General features: G+C 38.3%; 15 protein-coding genes. 5 read left to right on the plus strand and 10 right to left on the minus strand.

Annotation, left to right across the window (positions count from 1 at the left end; translation table 11 throughout):
* Positions 1-156: 156 nt before the first annotated feature.
* From ACTJKN_RS01585 to ACTJKN_RS01595, 3 genes are all read left to right on the plus strand, one after another.
* Entirely contained in the window at positions 157-375 is a 219-nt protein-coding gene (locus ACTJKN_RS01585; protein ID WP_440822064.1) for a DUF6965 family protein, read from the plus strand.
* 744 nt (positions 376-1,119) lie between these two features.
* Positions 1,120-3,207, plus strand: a complete 2,088-nt coding sequence (pta, locus tag ACTJKN_RS01590; protein WP_440822066.1) for a phosphate acetyltransferase — start codon at positions 1,120-1,122, stop codon at positions 3,205-3,207.
* A gap of 1 nt (position 3,208) precedes the next feature.
* Positions 3,209-4,405 (plus strand): acetate/propionate family kinase, encoded by a 1,197-nt coding sequence (locus ACTJKN_RS01595; RefSeq protein ID WP_440822068.1) that lies wholly within the window; start codon positions 3,209-3,211, stop codon positions 4,403-4,405.
* Between the two features lie 66 nt (positions 4,406-4,471).
* Here ACTJKN_RS01595 and ACTJKN_RS01600 read toward each other — a convergent pair whose 3' ends face one another.
* Entirely contained in the window at positions 4,472-4,855 is a 384-nt protein-coding gene (locus tag ACTJKN_RS01600; RefSeq protein WP_440822070.1) for a VOC family protein, read from the minus strand.
* Between the two features lie 116 nt (positions 4,856-4,971).
* On the minus strand, positions 4,972-5,448 hold the full coding sequence (locus ACTJKN_RS01605) for a DinB family protein (RefSeq protein WP_440822072.1): 477 nt from the start codon (positions 5,446-5,448) through the stop codon (positions 4,972-4,974).
* A gap of 115 nt (positions 5,449-5,563) precedes the next feature.
* On the opposite strand from ACTJKN_RS01605, the gene ACTJKN_RS01610 reads away from it, so the two are divergent.
* Positions 5,564-6,637, plus strand: coding sequence for an aminotransferase class V-fold PLP-dependent enzyme (locus ACTJKN_RS01610; RefSeq protein WP_440822074.1), 1,074 nt, complete (start codon positions 5,564-5,566; stop codon positions 6,635-6,637).
* Here the strand turns inward: ACTJKN_RS01610 and ACTJKN_RS01615 are convergent.
* The 5 genes from ACTJKN_RS01615 to ACTJKN_RS01635 are packed head-to-tail and all read right to left on the minus strand — an operon-like array spanning position 6,634 to position 12,675.
* A complete protein-coding gene (locus ACTJKN_RS01615) occupies positions 6,634-7,608 on the minus strand; it encodes an L-histidine N(alpha)-methyltransferase (protein WP_440822076.1) in 975 nt (324 codons plus the stop codon). The two genes, ACTJKN_RS01610 and ACTJKN_RS01615, sit on opposite strands and share 4 nt — an antisense overlap.
* 7 nt (positions 7,609-7,615) lie before the next feature.
* Positions 7,616-8,767, minus strand: a complete 1,152-nt coding sequence (egtB, locus tag ACTJKN_RS01620; RefSeq protein ID WP_440822078.1) for an ergothioneine biosynthesis protein EgtB — start codon at positions 8,765-8,767, stop codon at positions 7,616-7,618.
* Positions 8,767-10,338 (minus strand): ABC transporter permease/substrate-binding protein, encoded by a 1,572-nt coding sequence (locus ACTJKN_RS01625; RefSeq protein ID WP_440822080.1) that lies wholly within the window; start codon positions 10,336-10,338, stop codon positions 8,767-8,769. Before ACTJKN_RS01625 ends, egtB begins: the two co-directional genes overlap by 1 nt.
* Positions 10,331-11,290: an ABC transporter ATP-binding protein gene (locus tag ACTJKN_RS01630; RefSeq protein WP_440822082.1), complete on the minus strand. Its 960-nt coding sequence runs from the start codon at positions 11,288-11,290 to the stop codon at positions 10,331-10,333. Before ACTJKN_RS01630 ends, ACTJKN_RS01625 begins: the two co-directional genes overlap by 8 nt.
* Positions 11,291-11,292: 2 nt before the next feature.
* Positions 11,293-12,675 (minus strand): mercuric reductase, encoded by a 1,383-nt coding sequence (locus ACTJKN_RS01635; RefSeq protein ID WP_440822084.1) that lies wholly within the window; start codon positions 12,673-12,675, stop codon positions 11,293-11,295.
* A gap of 195 nt (positions 12,676-12,870) precedes the next feature.
* On the opposite strand from ACTJKN_RS01635, the gene ACTJKN_RS01640 reads away from it, so the two are divergent.
* Positions 12,871-13,005, plus strand: a complete 135-nt coding sequence (locus ACTJKN_RS01640; protein WP_440822086.1) for a hypothetical protein — start codon at positions 12,871-12,873, stop codon at positions 13,003-13,005.
* Positions 13,006-13,496: 491 nt separating this feature from the next.
* On the opposite strand, the gene ACTJKN_RS01645 is transcribed toward ACTJKN_RS01640, so the two are convergent.
* From ACTJKN_RS01645 to ACTJKN_RS01655, 3 genes are read right to left on the minus strand one after another with little or no spacing between them, the layout of a single operon-like run.
* Positions 13,497-16,058: a M1 family aminopeptidase gene (locus ACTJKN_RS01645; protein WP_440822088.1), complete on the minus strand. Its 2,562-nt coding sequence runs from the start codon at positions 16,056-16,058 to the stop codon at positions 13,497-13,499.
* 11 nt (positions 16,059-16,069) lie between these two features.
* Positions 16,070-17,254 (minus strand): NRAMP family divalent metal transporter, encoded by a 1,185-nt coding sequence (locus ACTJKN_RS01650; RefSeq protein WP_440822089.1) that lies wholly within the window; start codon positions 17,252-17,254, stop codon positions 16,070-16,072.
* Entirely contained in the window at positions 17,251-18,006 is a 756-nt protein-coding gene (locus ACTJKN_RS01655) for a 5-oxoprolinase subunit PxpA (protein ID WP_440822091.1), read from the minus strand. Before ACTJKN_RS01655 ends, ACTJKN_RS01650 begins: the two co-directional genes overlap by 4 nt.
* Between the last annotated feature and the right edge of the window lies 1 nt (position 18,007).

Raw genomic sequence — 18,007 nt, forward strand, 5'->3', positions numbered from 1 at the left:
TAGAACACTAAAACAATTAATTAGGGAAAACAAATTTAAACTAAAATTTTTAGTACATATAATATTTAAAAATAATTATGATTGAGCATTAGGCAGATACCACCTGTCAAAAAAAAATAATTCCATCTGCTCAAAATAGAATGATAACTTTGCAGTATGACCATCCAAGAAATACAGCAGCTAGAAGATTTTTTTACCCAGGCAGGAAAGCAAGAGGTTCCAATTTATCTGAATCAGGCTACCGTAATTACCGATTATGCCCATTTTCTTGAAAGTCATTTAATGCCTTTAAAGCTTAATCCTGATGCAAAAGTGAACCTACCACTAATACACAGGCTAAAAATGTTAAAGTTATTGATTGAATCAAATGCATAAAAACGAATCAATTTAGCTGTTACAGCCCCACAATTGGTAAAAAGGGGCCAATTTCAATCGGAACACAAGTAATCGAAACATCACTATCTATTAAACTGGCCTTTCAACAGGCTATCATTGACAGATTGCAAAGAACGGTCGTCATTTCGACTGGAACACAGTGGAATGGAGAAATCTTTGAACTATGTTAAAAGATCACTCCACTACGGTCGAGATGACGACACTTCCCAACATATAACAAAGTCTCTGTTTCAGTCATAAAATGATTCATTTATAAATCATTGATAACGAACTCCTTACAACATTACCTAACAGAAGCATCAGGCTTAATAGTTTATGAAGCTGTCACCGATACGCCGATGTATTTGAAAAATTCTAACCTCTACCATTGAAAGCTCATAATTGTGAGGAACGAAACAATCTTAAAGCGCACGCAAGTAGCGATCGTTGTAAGATTGCTTCGTCGGCTGAAAAAGCCTTCTCGCAATGACGATACCTCGCAGCTTATACTGCACAAAAATTCTCTGTCATCTATATTGATTTTTATGCAATAAATTACCTCTCCGGATGATAAATCGTATTTGTCATACATCCAATTTATGCCTTTCCTATTTATGGCTATCGAAATATTGACTCCCGTTTTCTAATCATGCAATTAAAAACTTAACCTCTTTTAGTTTTTAAAATAGATATTTCCAACTATATTGGGCGTGATTGGTTATTCCTATACATTGACCCTTATTTATGACTAAAAATATATTCATTGCTTCGGCCGAACCCTATACCGGAAAATCAGTAATTGCTTTCGGAATGATCAATATGTTATTGGCAAAAACCCAAAAAGTAGGTTATTTTAAACCCATTATTGCGCAAGACGATCAGAATAAAAAAGATGAACATGTAGAAGCCATGTTGGATTATTTCTCACTCCCTGTTAAATATGAGGATGCTTTTGCGTTTACCCGGCAAGAGATGTTACACCAGGCAGAAGATAGTGGAGCAATTATTAATACCATTATCAGTAAATATAAAAAACTGGAAGATAATTACGATTTCACGGTAATTGAAGGCAGCGATTTTTTAGGCGAAGGCATGGCATTTGAGTTCGAATCGAATGCCTTAATGGCCAAAAACTTAGGCGCACCTGTTTTAATAGTGGTATCGGGAAAGAACAAAACAGCAAGTCAGCTTTTTAAATCGGCCATCAACATTTACCGTAACTTCCTGCTGCGAGATGTACAGGTATTAGGCGTAGTGGCTAATATGGTGAATCCAGAGGAGGCAGACCGCATTAAACAAGCTTTAACCAATCAATTACCCACCGAGTTACTTATCGCCGTTATTCCAACTGAAACTGGCCTGCAAAGTCCAACAATGAAAGAAATTACATTGGCACTGGGTGGTGAGGTACTTTTTGGAGCTGAACTATTGGATAACCAGGTTGATAATTTTGTGACCGGTGCCATGATGTTGCCTAATTTTTTAAGGCACATAAAAGACAACCTGCTTATTGTTACTCCTGGCGATCGTGGTGATATCATTATTGGCGCACTTCAGGCCAACTTATCAGCCAATTACCCAAAAATTGCAGGCATTGTTTTAACCGCAGGCAGTTTACCAGATGAGCCGATTATTAAATTGATTGAAGGTTTACAAACCATTATTCCAATAATAGCTGTTAAAAAAGGAACTTTCGAAACCACTACAACCATTGGTAGTATCCATTCCAAAATTACAATTGAAAACAAGAAGAAAATTGCAGTCGCCATAGAGCTTTTCGAAAAATATGTAGATATTAAAGCGCTTGATGATAAAATTATCACATTCAGCTATCAGGGAATTACCCCGCACATGTTTCAATACCAACTGGTTAAATGGGCCAAACGCGATAAAAAACATATTGTTTTACCAGAAGGAAATGATGAACGCATTTTAAAAGCAGTAGAGAAACTCATTACACAGGATATTGTAGACATTACACTCTTGGGCGATCCGACCGAAATTACCAACACGATTAAAAGACTTGGATTAAACCTGGATACCAATACTATAAAAATACATAACCCAGTCCAATCGCCTCATTATAACGATTATGTAGATACTTTGCACGAACTACGTAAAGCAAAAAATGTAAACCTCGAAATGGCCAGGGATATGATGACTGATGTTTCTTATTTTGGAACCATGATGGTTTACAAAGGTGATGCCGATGGGATGGTTTCAGGTGCAGTTCATACTACTCAGCACACCATCAGGCCTGCTTTGCAGTTTGTTAAAACCAAGCCAGGTGTATCAGTGGTTTCATCCATTTTCTTTATGTGCCTGCCAGAAAGGGTGGCGATATTTGGAGATTGTGCGGTTAACCCCAATCCTACTGCCCAACAGCTGGCAGAAATAGCAATTTCATCAGCAGAGAGCAGTGCCAAATTCGGCATTGAGCCACGCATTGCCATGTTATCTTATTCTTCTGGTACATCAGGCGAAGGCGAAGATGTAGAACGTGTAAGAGAAGCTACTGCCATAGTTAAAATAAGGCATCCGGAATTAAAAATTGAAGGTCCGATACAATATGATGCGGCTGTAGATCCACTTGTAGGTAAACAAAAATTACCAGGCTCTGAGGTAGCAGGTAGAGCAAGTGTACTGATCTTCCCCGATTTAAATACCGGCAACAACACCTATAAAGCGGTACAGCGCGAAACAGGCGCACTTGCCATTGGCCCAATGCTGCAGGGCCTAAACAAACCAATAAATGATTTAAGCCGTGGCTGTACGGTAGATGATATTTTTAATACCGTTGTAATTACAGCGATCCAATGCCAAGATATTTAATATGAACATTTTAGTAATCAACTCCGGAAGCAGTTCCTTAAAATACCAGCTTTTTAACATGCCAGAAAAAGCGCCAGTTTGTAGCGGTCTGGTAGAGCGTATTGGCATTGAAGGCTCGTTTATTAAACATACAGTTTATCGCAACAACGAAAAGTATAGCATAGAACAGTCAGGTTTTATTGCTAACCACGGCGAAGGCTTAAAACAGGTTTTAGCTTTGCTCACTGAGGGAAAATATGCGGTAATAGCGAGCCCTGATGATATTGCAGCTGTTGGCCATAGAGTAGTGCATGGAGGTGAGCATTTTGCAGGCGCAACCCTTATTACAGATGAGGTAAAACATCACATCAAAAAGCTGTTCTCCCTTGCGCCGCTGCATAACCCCGTTAATTATAAATGTATTGAAGTAGCCGAACAGACTTTTGTTAACGCGAAACAAATTGCCGTGTTCGATACGGCATTTCATCAAACCATACCAGAACAGGCCTATCGTTATGCCATTCCAGAATGGTATTACAAAGAACATGGCATTCGGGTGTATGGATTTCATGGTACCAGCCACAAATATGTAAGTGAGCAGGCCAATAAATGGCTAAACAAAGTTGATACAAAAATTATAAGCATCCACTTGGGCAACGGTTGCAGCATTACGGCCATTAGAAATGGTAAATCGATAGATACCAGTATGGGATTTGGCCCATTAAGCGGTTTAATGATGGGCACGCGCTCTGGAGACATCGATCCATCGGTTATTTTTCATTTAATGGAACATTCGGGATATACTTTAGAGCAGTTGAGTACCCTGGTTAACAAACAATCGGGACTGTTAGGTGTAGGTGGCTCGAGCGATATGCGCGACATTAGAAAAATGGTTAGTGAAGGCAATGCAGCTGCAATTTTGGCGCTAAAACTGTATGCCTATAGGATCAAGAAATTTATTGGTGCTTATGCAGCTATTTTAAATGGCATAGATGCAATAGTATTTACCGCTGGTGTAGGCGAAAACGACAGTAACATGCGTGAGTCTGTATGCTCGGAGCTGAATTACCTGGGTATTGATTTAGATTCAGCTCAAAATACAGCTTATAATGGAGAATTGAAAGAAATTAACAAGGCAAGCGCTAAAGTAAAAATCCTGGTTATTCCAACCAACGAAGAATATGAGATAGCCCACCAATGTTTTGAGCTTTTAGGTTAATAGCAAGACTTCCGAAGTTTGGCTATGCCCTTTTCGCTTTGCCAACTTCGGAAGTCTAGGCAGGCCCTAATCGGTTTCCAAAATGGACAAAATATTGCCGGCAGGATCTCTAAACCAGGCAATGTTTGGTCCTCCGTTTCCCCGTGAGATGCCTTTACTATCCGTTTTGAAATATTCTTCATTGTAAATCTCGAATTTTATTCCCTTGGCAATAAGTTCGTCGGCTGCTTGATCTATATTTTCAACAGGAAAATTAAGTACCGTGAAAGTTGCCGGAACATGATTTGGCTTTGGATAAAGTAATACATTTGCTGATCCTGAAATAACCAGTTCAATTACGCCCATTGGATTATCTTTAACTTCGATACCCAATACGCCTTGATAAAAATCTTTTGCTTTCTGTACGTCGTCTACAGAAAATGAGCTGAATGCTTTTGAGTTTTTTAACATATATCTTTTTTTTTAATCAAATTTTTCATAAGAACGAACAGTTAAATTTAGGGATTAAAACAATAGTAACAGGCTGCATAAGCGGCAAAGTACAGGCCCAAACGAGACAACTTCTTTTAGCTTTTCCAGGCACCCAATAAACGCCTAATGACAACAATTTCGGCAATGTGGTAAGCATTATGATCGGCAATCTGCAAAGCTTCGCGTAATACACTTTGTCCATCGCCATGCGGAATTGGCCCATATAAATCTGAAGAATCTAACAAAGCGATAAATTCTTTCAAATCAGCATCAATCTGTTTTAGTGTATTGTTCCAGGCATTTTCATCTTTAGGCGCCAGTTCTTTAGGCCAATATTCATCTGGCCATTTAGGCGATAGATGCGATCCGTCTTTACTAAATTCGAGCATATCCCACTGCGCGATTTTAATGTGTTCGGCCAATTGCCAAATGCTGTAAGGTAAGTTGTAAGGCTTTTCGCCTAAGAGATTGAAAGGCAAATTGGCAACTGCATCTTTAAACCCTACATGCGCTCCACCCCCATTTAATAATTTTTTAAGTTCCGTAACCAGTATCGATGTTTGATTTTCCATAATAACATTAGCAGATTGTATTAACCTAACAAACATGATTCTCATAGGTTTGTATAAAAATCAATTTCGGTTGCAGCATCTATTTTTTTAACGCACAATTCTTTTAAATTTGGGCATGAACCTATCTTTTCCGATCCTCACAACATATACCTATCTCAACACTGCTAATTCCGGCATTTTATCTACCAATCTGGCAGAATGGAGAACTAAACATGATCAAGACTTCATTGCCGGTGGAAGTATTTTCAGAATGGAAAATCTGCCCATCATTACCGGCCTCAGAAATAACATAGCTAAACTTTTCAGTTCAAAATCCGAGAACACCTATCTGGTTCAGAATTTTTCAGTAGGTTTTAATACTTTATTGAGTGGCTTGGACAAAAACCATCGTTTTCTATTATTGGAAGAGGAATATCCATCTGTAAGTTATCCTGTAATCAGTATGGGTTTTAAATACCATAGCATAGCCATTGATGAAAAGTTAGAAGAAAACATCATCATTGCCATTGAAAAATTTAAGCCTACCGTGCTGGCATTTAGCATGGTACAATACATTAATGGATTAAGAATGGATGATGAATTTATCCAGAAATTAAAAGCTACATATCCAGATCTTTTATTGATCGGTGATGGCACTCAATTTTTAGGTACAACAAATTTTAACTTTGAAAAATCAGGCCTGGATGCTTTAATCGGAAGCGGTTACAAATGGCTTTTGGCTGGATACGGAAACGGTTATGCATTTCTTTCCGATCAAATGAAAGATGCGATTTACAGCAAAAACAAACTGGCCGAATTGCCTACAGCCCCATTTTTAAAAGGTAAAGACCACCTATCTATGTGTTTCGAGCCCGGGCATTTAGACACTTTAAATTTTGGCACACTAAACGAAAGCTTAAATGAGCTTGGCACAATCGGTTTCGATTGGATTGAAAAAACGGCACAGGCAATTTCCAACAAAGCCAGGTTAGCATTAAATTCGAGAGGCTTAATTCCAGATTGGGCATTGGAGCGCAAACATCAATCTAACATTATGAGCATGCCGCTTGATCAAAAAACAGTTGACAAAATCGCTGCAGCCAAAATCCTTTGCTCACCACGAGGAACAGGCACAAGGATTTCGTTTCACTATTATAATACAGAAGAGGATTTAAATCAACTGCTCCAGGTTCTGGATAACCGCAGCTAGCCTACCCTCCAAATGGCATCCACAAAATATTGATGTTGATCGAAGAAACGCTGAAGTGGTTTAAATCCGGTTTTTTCTGCAAGCTGATCGATATCATTAAGCGAATATTTTTGTGATATTTCCATAAAAATATGCTCGTTTTCTGCAAAGTGAATAGCATTTTGACCAATATTAACAATATGTTTTTTTAAACTGATGACGTAACTTTTACAGGCACCCGATGCCGGATCATAACAGGCGTAGTGCTCAAAATTTTTCAAGTCGAAATTACCATCCAACTCTCTGTTGATCCGCTGAAGCAGATTAAGGTTAAATGACCTGGTAATTCCACCTTTATCATTATACGCAGAAAGAATCTGCTGGGGATTTTTTTTCAGGTCGAATCCAATGATCAACAAATCCTTAGGGGAAAGCAGTTTTTTTAATGACGAGCAGAATTTTCCGGCATCGGAGATACTCATGTTTCCGATATTTGCCCCCATAAAAAGCACTACTTTTCTGCGCCCAGATTGTTCTGTAGCACTTTTGAGCATATCAAAATAATCACCATTTAATCCTTTCATATTCAGTCCGGGAAGTTTTTTAGGCAAACTTTCTTCCAGATCTGAAATTACATGTGCGGAAATGTCAATCGGAAAATAACTAAATTCCAGCTGATTATGCAGCAATGATTTGAGCAGGTGAATGGATTTTGTGGCATCGCCAGCACCAAGTTCGATTAAATCAAAAGCGCTCCCATCGGCGGTTATCGCCTGAGAAATCTGATCGGCCTGGTATTGCAGAATTTCCATTTCTGCTTTGGTTAAATAATATTCCTCCATTTCCATAATCTGCTGAAAAATACGGTCTCCGGTAGCATCGTAAAAATACTTAGAGCGCATAAATTTTGGTTCGGAGTTTAGGCCTGCTATGGTTTCCTGAAGGAACTGTGTTTTGTTGTCTGTTGCTGTTTCGATAGTGGTGGTGGTCATATCTATACTATTTTACTAATCGGATGCCTGTATATTGCCACCTTAAATGTGGGTGGAAGAAATTTCTATAAGTAATGCGTGAATGATTTTCGGGCGTGGCAATTGATGCACCGCGAAGCACTTTCTGGTTAACCATAAACTTCCCATTGTACTCGCCAATGGCGCCTGGTGCTTTACTAAAACCTGGATAAGGCAAATAGGCACTTTCGGTCCATTCCCATCGTTCGCCCCAGTTAAAGTGTTCGGCGGCTATCTCCCATTCAAATTCAGTTGGTAAACGCATGCCTTTCCAGCTTGCAAAAGCATAAGCCTCGTAATAGCTGATGTGGCTTACCGGTGCGGTCAAATCGATTGGTAAAAGACCAGCTAAAGTATAATTAAACCATTTCCCGTCTATTAAGTGCCAGTACATAGGTGCACTAATGCTGTTGTTTTTCACCCAATCCCATCCTTCGGCATGCCAGAAATTAAAATTTTCATAACCGCCTGCACTAATGAATTCGATAAATTCTGCATTACTCACCAATGTTTTACTGATTGAAAAATCGTGCAGATAAACTTTATGTCTGTTTAATTCATTATCAAAGCTGAAATCTGCTCCAGCATAACCGATCTCATAAACTCCTTCTGAAATATTGATAAAGCCCGGTTCTATACCACCTACGGTTAAAACTTCTTTTTGGTTTTTTGAATACGTTGGAAAAAGCGGGTTGTTTCCTAAAATGTATTTAATATCGGTAAGTAAAAGTTCCTGGTGCTGCTGCTCGTGGTTAAAACCTAAAATCAACAGCTCCTTTACTTCATCTATTAGTGTAGTGGCCAGGAATTTCACCATGGCTTCATCTACATAAGCCCTGTATTGGTAAATCTCATTTACGCTCGGTCTACTTAAATTACCACGATCTGTCCGGATTACCCGATTGCCAACCGTTTCATAATAACTATTGAAAACGAAATTATATTCATCGTTATACACCTGATAATTAACAGAATATGGACTTAATATAAAAGTTTCGAAGAACCATGTAGTATGTCCTAAATGCCACTTCGGTGGACTAACATCCACAATTGGCTGTACCACATAATCTTCTGTTTGCAGGGGTTCGCAAATTTGTTCTGAGTATTTCCTGATCTGCAAGTATTCTTCTACCAGTGTCATTAATTTTTATCTAAATAGTTTTTAAGATCTGTGATGGTATTAACATTCAGATCTTTTGATTGTTTTTGCCGCATCATTAAAGCATAAGAATTATTGAAACCTATAGGTTTAAGCCATTTGATCTTAAACTTTTTCTCAAATTCGGTGGAGACATAATCATAAGTTTTGTCTTTATCGTGCGCCATTTCCCTGGCAATTTTTGGATCCGGTTGCAATAAAACCAATAAACCTGTCCCAGTATATTCGGGATAAAAATCGATCTGATTATTCATCAGTGCATCAAAACAGATTTTTGTTCCACCAAGTCCTGTTTTGGTAGAAACTTCATAATCAGTATTCCCTCTAATCAGCATGCTGTACATTTCAGCCAGAATATATTGCTCACCAAAAATCTTTGAGCCTATCCTAACTACACCGTTATGTCCGTTTTTTGGTGTTTTGTACAAACCAGCACTGATGAGGAAATCCTTTGCTACCCGTTCTGGTGTTTGGTGAAGGTAATCGGTTCTGTAATTGAGATCGGTCATTACCGAATCAGTAATTTTGCCTGCTAAAAGATTTAATGTTTCTTCTAACTGTGGAAATTGTTTAAAGGCTTCATCCCGAACAATTGGCGCAGCATAGTAGGGTGGAAAAATACTTCTATCGTCTTTTAAAATCTTTAGATCAAAGGCTTTCAAACGGCCATCGGTAGAGTAACCGCTAATTATATCCAGTTCTTTTGAAAAAGCGGCTTTGTACATTACCGCATCGCTGATTACAATGGTATGGATTTTTAAGCCGTAGATAGATTTCAATCCAAGATCACCGTCTTGCCTACCCATAAATTCAGGGGTAAATCCAGCGGTTAAGGTAGAACCATAAGCCGACGGAAGTGCATAAAAGCCACCTAAAATTAAAATCACAACTGGCAAAATGTATAATGCTTTTCTCAGCTTTTTAAAATTCATTTTCTGAACCAGAGAAAGCAAGGCATCGAGAATAATGGCCAATAAAGCAGCAGGGATAGCCCCAGCTAAGATCATGTTGGTATTGTTGAGTGAAATGCCCCCAAAAATAAACTCTCCTAATCCACCCGCCGCAATAAAAGAGGCTAATGTGGCCACGCCTACATTAATTACCGTTGCAGTACGGATACCTGCCAAAATAACGGGCATAGCTAAAGGTAATTCTACTTTTAACAGTATCTGGCTCTTGCTCATGCCCATTGCCATTGCCGCTTCTTTAACATGCTGATCGATGCCAATAATGCCTGTATAGGTATTGCGGATGATTGGTAATAAGGCATAAATCAGCAGCGCCACAATTGCAGGTTTTGCACCAATCCCTAAAACGGGAATCATAAAACCCAATAAGGCAATACTCGGAACCGTTTGCAATACGCCGGCAATACCTAAAACTGTTCCGGAAAGTTTCCTTTTTCTGGCAATCAATATACCCAGTGGTAAGCCAATGGCAATGGCAAAAAGTAAGGAAATAAACGTTAAACCAACATGTTGCAGGGTTTGGGCAAACAATTTATCAGATTGCTCATGCATAAATTGCCATAAAGTTTGCTGATGCTCATTCATGTACCTGCGCGTTTTGAAATTGATTAAATCCTTTGGTTAACTGTTCGAAATTAATGGCTTTGCTTTCTTTATTGGCACCAGAAACCAGAAGTTCGCTCCGATCAGAACTTCGCAACAATTCCATCGCATCCCATACATTCAAATCAGCAGACAGGCTTTTCCCATCTTGTAGTATTCCTTTAGGTAAATAAGGCCAAATATCCTGTATTTTAACTACTTTAAATTCGAGAGCTAACCTTTGTCCGGCTAAAAATTTTCTTGCAAAATCATTTACCGGGTGATAAAGTAATTCTTTTCGTGTTCCAATCTGGATAATTTTCCCCTTATCCATTAAACAAATGCGATCTGCCAATTCAAAAGCCTCCTGAACATCGTGGGTAACCATTACAATGGTTTTCCTTTTTAGTTCTTCTAATCCCTTAAATTCTTTTTGGATACTGGTTCGGGTAACATTATCCAAAGCACCAAACGGTTCGTCCATTAACAATATTGGAGGATCGGTAACCAAAGCACGGGCCAGGCCTACACGCTGCTGTTGGCCACCACTTAACTCATTTGGAAACATCGACAGACTATTTTCAGGAAGATGGAGTTTTTCAATCAGTTCCTGCGTTCGGACTTTAATTTTTTCTTTATCCCATTTTAAAAGTTTCGGTACAACGGCAATATTCTCAGCGACGGTATAGTGTGGAAAAAGCCCAATATTCTGCATCACATACCCAATTCCTGTTCGTAAAATATCAGGATCTTGATTGGTTATATTTTCGCCATTGATAAAAACCTGGCCTGCATCCGGCTCAATTAACCGGTTGATCATTTTCAGCGTAGTGGTTTTGCCACAGCCACTTGTGCCCAACAATACCAGCGTTTCCTTTTCTTCTACTTTAAAAGAGACCTGATTTACCGCTAGGGTATCACCAAATTTCTTACTTATGCCTTTTAATTCGATCATATTTAGCTATCGATTTTCATAAATAGATTATTTAACGATTCGGAATAAGTAGGGTGCGCAAATACACAATATCTGATCCTATCGTAAGTAATATCACCTTCCATCGCCATTTGAAGAACAGACATGATTTCTCCACCTTCTGAAGCCAGGATAGCAGCTCCCAGTATCTTTTTACTATCAGCATCTACAATTGCTTTCATCAGCCCTAAAGTTTCGTTTGTTTCAATACCACGTGCAACATTCGACATTGGCAAAACGGCAACTTTATAATTCAATTTCTTTTCTTTTGCTTCTTTTTCAGAAATACCTATCCGCCCAAGCTGAGGGTCGGTAAACATGCAATATGGCACCGGCCGATCGTGAATAGAATAATTTGTGCCCTCCATTAAGTTCCGGTAAACAATGGTATAATCGTTATAAGCAATATGTGTAAATGAAGGGCCGCCTTTTACATCACCGAGTGCATAAATTCCTTTAATATTGGTTTCGAGTTTTTCATTAACAAGAATATGCCCTTTGTCATCCAATTTTACGCCACAGTTTTCAAGGGTTAAATTTGTAGTCTGAGCAGTACGGCCTGCGGCTACCAATACATGACTCGCTGTTATTTCTTTTTTGATTTTCCCAGACTCCAGCATTATGCTAATCTGTTTTTTATCCTGTGCTATTTTCTTGATTTTAACATCAGTGATCAGTTCGATATTTTCGTCGGTTAAAATTTCAGTAAGTGCTGATGAGATATCCTGATCTTCTCTAGCCAATATGCCTGATGATTTTTCCAAAATGCTTACTTTACTCCCAAATCGATTAAACATTTGTCCAAACTCAAGCCCGATGTAATTTCCGCCAATGATCACTAGGTGCTCTGGAATTGTTTTAAGATCTAAAATTGTTGTCGATGTAAGATAATTAATTTCATCTAATCCTTCAATATCCGGTATGGTAGTTTTTGCACCAGTGTTGATGAAAATCCATTCTGCAGTTACTTTTTCTTCGCCGCCGTCGTTGAGTGCAATGGTCAGTTCTTTTTCACCACTGAATCTGGCCGTTCCAAATATCAGTTCAAGTCCCTTTGTGTTTTTAAGGCCCTTTTCAGATGACGACCTGAACTGGTTTACGATATCGTCCTTCCTTTGCTTTATCCTTTTAAAATCAATTTTGATCGCTCCAACTTCTACCCCCAGTTCAGTTGCTTTTCTGGCTTGATATATTGCTCTGGCAGAAGCGATCATTGCTTTTGTTGGCGTACAACCGTCATTAATACACGTACCTCCAACAAACCTTTTTTCTATAATCGCTGTTTTTTTGCCTGCTTCGGCAAGCTTTTTGGCCAAAGGCGTTCCTGCCTGTCCTGCACCTATAATTATTGCGTCGTAGTGTTTCATCGATTTCCAGATTAATAGAATTTGTTTTGTTCTGAAAGATATAACCTAAATACTAGCCCAATGTTTGGTCTATATTAATTTATACTATGTCCAATTGAGACATTACAAGTTCGAATAAAAAAGTTACAAACTATATTTTAAAATCGACGTTAGATAATTGTAGACATTTAATTGACAAACATAAACCGCAGCCTTATGCAGCCTCAAACAACAGAAAACACGAACCTTACCGTTTTTATCCAGGATGATTCTTCAATTGAAGATAAAAGAGATATTTTATTAAACAGCTTGTTAGACGATCTGAATAATCAAACAGAGTCTTTTAATTAGAAATTAAGACTTGTATAACAAGGTTAGGGAACACCTATGTTAAAAGCAACTGAAAATGAAATCTAGGCCAAGTAAAAGAATTATTTTGGGCGCATTGGATTACTTTTATTCCATAATAATACTCATTTATTTAGGACCCGATTTACACCATTTTCGATATCTCCCGCATGATTCCATATGTAAACATAAAATAGAGAAACTGTAACAGAAACAATCAACTCTATTTCACAAAAAATGATATAAATAAATTTATTTCACAATTAATGAAATAACTAGTTGTTTATCTCATATTTGACTGGGTAAAATGATTTCATTGAGTAAAAGACGTGAGAATGTTGAACGAAGAAATAAGGCAATGACTTCAGCCCCAGACTAAAAAAGAAAAGGGCAAACAAATTAATGCTTACCCTTTTCAATCTAAATTAACGCTCTCGCGACAAAAGTATAAATTCTTCTTAAACCTGTATGTAACAAATTTATTTGCATCAAAGTTAATGCACGATGACCTGTGCCCGGCGAAGGTTATCTGTAGTCTGCAAAATTTTATCCTTTAGTTTTGGATTGTAGTTAGGATGTGATTTTAAGAAATCCTGTACAACAGCATTTGCTTCTTTATTGTTGTAACTCGAAAATATAGCAGCTAGCCACGATTGCGGAAAAAATATATCCCCCGTTTTCTGTATTTCTAATAATAAATCTAAGCTTTCTTTAAGATAATGAATAGATGTTTTTTGTCTAATGGGGTGATGTAAATAAGATAAAGCCGTAGTTACCCAAGCTTCTTTCTGGCGGTTTTTCCGGTCTTTTAAACCGTTGAAAAAATTATTTCTTTCCCTAACATCTAAAGATAATGCGGGCATTAAATAAATCAGCCGGTTTTTACGGTCTTCATTTTTGGTCCGTGCCAACTGATCTTTTAAGATCGCATTTGCAGTATCTGTTTTAAGGGCTAGCGTTAAGGCTAACGCGCTATAATCATCTTCTAACAATTTAATTCCATTTGGTGCGGTTTGTTTGAGCCAGATATTATACATGCGTTTTCCGGCATCCGCACTTAGATATACATTCTGATAAGCATTGAACAGAATCTTCTTATTATTTTGCGTTTGCTGTTGCTCCATTGCATTCCATATTGTTTTCTCCATACTTTCATACATCGCATTCCGTGCTTCAGCAGTAAGAAAAGTCCAGTAAATATTGGTTAGGTATCCCGTAATCAGTCTGAGGTTCATCTCGTTTTTCTCAACCGACAATCCTTGTAAAAATACGGCCAAAAGTTCTTTAGGCTTAGTGCTTTTTCCCGAAAGCATATTTTCGTAGGCATTGATATAGGCCGATGCCCGTTCTAAGGGGTCAGCAAGATCATAAAGATTTGCCATCATCTCTTTATCAATCGGAAAAAGACCATAGCCAGCACCGTTTGCGTTAAATAAAATATACTTTGGTTTTGGAAGACCTATTGCTTCAATTAAATCTGTCTTAGCAAGCTTAGCATCTACAACTAAAATCTTGCTCGCTGTTGGGTAAACCAGCTTAACTGTAAAAGATTGCGGCCATACCCGTGGCTGTCCCATCTCACTGCTTTGGTTTAAGCTTAAATCGCTAATTTTATCTCCGTTGTATTTAATATCATAACTAAAAACCGGCCTACCAGGTTCATTTACCCAAACTTTGTTCCAACTGTGGAGATCACTTTTGCTATATTTACTTAAAATGGCAATCAAATCATTCCATGTAGCGTTGCTGTAACTGTATTTTTTCAGATACTCCCTTATACCCTGTTGAAAATTCTGTTTTCCCATCAATAATTCCAATTGACGCATCATAATTGGTGCTTTATGGTAAATTATATTTCCATACATCGACCCTGCTTCTTGTAAGTTATCCAATTGCTGGCGAATGGGATTAGCGCCTAGTGTTCTATCTACACCATAAGCTGCGGGATAATGATCTTGTAAAAACTTAAGGTCGAAAGTACTTTTGCCCATTAATTTTTCGGTTACCTTATCGGCCATAAAATTGGCAAAAACCTCTTTCATCCAAACATCGTTAAACCATTTCATGGTTACCAGATCGCCAAACCACATGTGTGCGGTTTCATGCGAAATCAGGTTAGAACGCGAAATGAACTGATCTTTGGTTGCACCTTGATCTAAAAACAATGCCGATGCTTTATATTGTACCTCCCCAGGATGTTCCATACCGCCAAACTGGAAATCTGGAATACTAACAAAACCCACTTTTTGAAAAGGATATTTTATCGCTGTCCAGTCTTCCAAAAAATCGATGGCATCGCGATGTGCTACAAAAACAGAATCTACACTGAGCTTAATTTTGGCTGAATCGGTTTCGCGGTGCAAAAATTCCATTTTATTATTTTTCATTTCCCTATTTATCAAGGTGTATTTACCCGCAGTGAAGGAAAATAAATAAGTGGGTAATTTATCTGAATTATCGAAATGATAGGTAGTAGAACTCCCGTGCTCAAATGAGTCTTTTTTAACAGCATTAGCCATTACCTGCCAATCAGTTGGAACGGTTAACGAAAGTAAGAATTTAGCTTTTAAATCGGGTTGATCAAAACACGGGAATACCGTTCTGGCATGATCAGGAACAAAAAGCGCATACAAAAAGTCTTTGTTTCGGTTTAATGATTCGTTACCCGCAATAAATCCAATCTCGATATGGTTAGCACCTACTTTTAAATACTCCTGCTTTACTAAAATATGTTCTGCTTGAAAATCAATCGATATGGTTTTGCCATTAACCAATACCCGTTTTATATGATCTGCGTTCTTCCTAAAGTCGATCTGTAGATAAATCAGCTTACTTAGCTTAAAATCAATACTTTCAGTTGATTTAATTGGTGCTGTTTGTTCTGCTGGAATGGTAAAATGAAGTTTATATTGAATATTACTTATTGCTGCACTTCTGGAACTTGCAAGTGCAAGAGAAACTCCAGGCTCAACGGCTACAGGATTTGCACCTTGTTGCGCAAAGCCGGTAGCACTTAATAGGAAGAAAAAGCAAAAATATTTGATAATCGTATTCATTGTATAAAGATTTATTCTCCTTTTATCATTTGTATAATGGTACCATAACTCATCCAAACCATGGTTAATACCACAGCTAAACCTGTTAAGGTTAACCAAAAAGGTTGTTTGTAATTTGCAATAATTTTGGTTTTATAGGCAGCAATAAGCATAATACCTAATGCAATAGGTAAAATAAAACCATTAATGGCGCCTACGGTTAGCAGTATTTTAACGGGTTTACCAATGAGGATAAAAATAATGCATGAGATGGATATAAAGGCAATGATAATCTCTCTGTTAAACTTTAAGATCAGCGGGTGAAAGCTCTTAATAAATGAAATGGAGGTATAGGCTGAGCCCACAACCGAAGAAATCCCTGCAGCCCATATCACTACACCAAAAATCTTATAACCGATTTCGCCGCTGGCCAATTTAAAAACTGAAGCAGCTGGATTGGATGGGTCTAAGGTAAAACCTTTGCTTACCACCCCTAAAGCGGCAATAAACAACAATAAGCGCATAATAGAGGCCAATCCAATAGCACTTAACGCACCTTTATTTACAGCACCTAAATTATGGATCCCGGTTTGTCTGGCATCCAATAAACGGTGAGCGCCCGAAAAGGTGATATAACCACCCACTGTTCCACCAACTATGGTTAATACTGCCGTAAAACTAAACTGTGTAGGGTTAACAGCCCTTAATGCAGCTTCTGCCAATGGTGGCGAACTGGTGTAAGCGATAATTAAGGCGAGTACAATTTTAATTAACCCCATGGTTTTAGCAAAAACATCCATTGCCTTGCCAGCTTCTTTGTAAATAAAGATGCCTATTGCCATAATTGCGCTTATTACAGCACCCTGCCCTACACTAATGCCGAATAATACATTGAGTCCTAAACCAGCGCCGGCAATATTACCAATATTAAAAGCCAAACCACCTAAAAAAACCAGGAAAGAAATAAAGTACCCCAGGCCAGGAAATACCTTATTGGCTATATCTTGAGCGGGTTTATCGGCAACAGCAATAATCCGCCAGATGTTTAATTGTGCAATGGCATCTAATATGATGGATAGTAATATAACAAATGCAAAACTTGCCCCTAATTGCTGGGTAAAAACTGCGGTTTGTGTTAAAAATCCAGGGCCAATAGCTGATGAAGCCATTAAAAAAGCTGCCCCTAAAAGTACACTCCAATTGTATTTTGGCTTCATATAGTCGGGGCTTTAATAGCTATACCTTCTTTTTTTAGCCTTTCGGCTATTAATTTAGCAAAAGCAACAGCGTGTTCCCCATCGCCATGCAAACAAACCGTTTCTGCCTTAACCACAATGCGATTTCCATTTATACTATTTACTTCCTGGTTTAAAGCAAATCCCAATACCTGATTGATGGCATCTTCTTCATTGGTAATTAAAGCATTGTCTGCTGACCGAGGGGTAAGTAAACCATCATCCTGATAACTACGATCGGCAAAAACTTCTGATGCGGTTACAATCCCCTTTTCTTCAGCTTCATCAATCATCTTACTTCCTGCTAAAGCATATAAGATCAGACCAGGGTCGAAATCGTAAACGGCATGTACAATGGCTTTTGCCAAAGCGATATCCTTTGCAGCCATATTATACAATGCGCCATGTGCTTTAACATGATGCAATTTACTACCTGCAGCTTTGACAAAACCACTTAACGCACCCATTTGATATAAAGTAAGCTGATAAGCCTCATTTGGAGTAATCTTCATTTCTCTACGACCAAAGCCCTGCAGATCGGGTAAACCAGGGTGCGCACCAATGGCCACTCCTTTTTTTAAGGCTAAAGCTACAGTTTGCTGCATTACAGCTGGATCGCCGGCATGGAAACCGCAGGCAATATTTGCCGATGAAATATAATCCATCAGTTTTTCATCATTGGGCATGGTATAATTCCCAAATGCTTCTCCCATGTCGCAATTAAGATCGATCATT

Source organism: Pedobacter sp. 22163, assembly GCF_052045595.1.
In the GTDB taxonomy this organism is placed as follows: domain Bacteria; phylum Bacteroidota; class Bacteroidia; order Sphingobacteriales; family Sphingobacteriaceae; genus Pedobacter.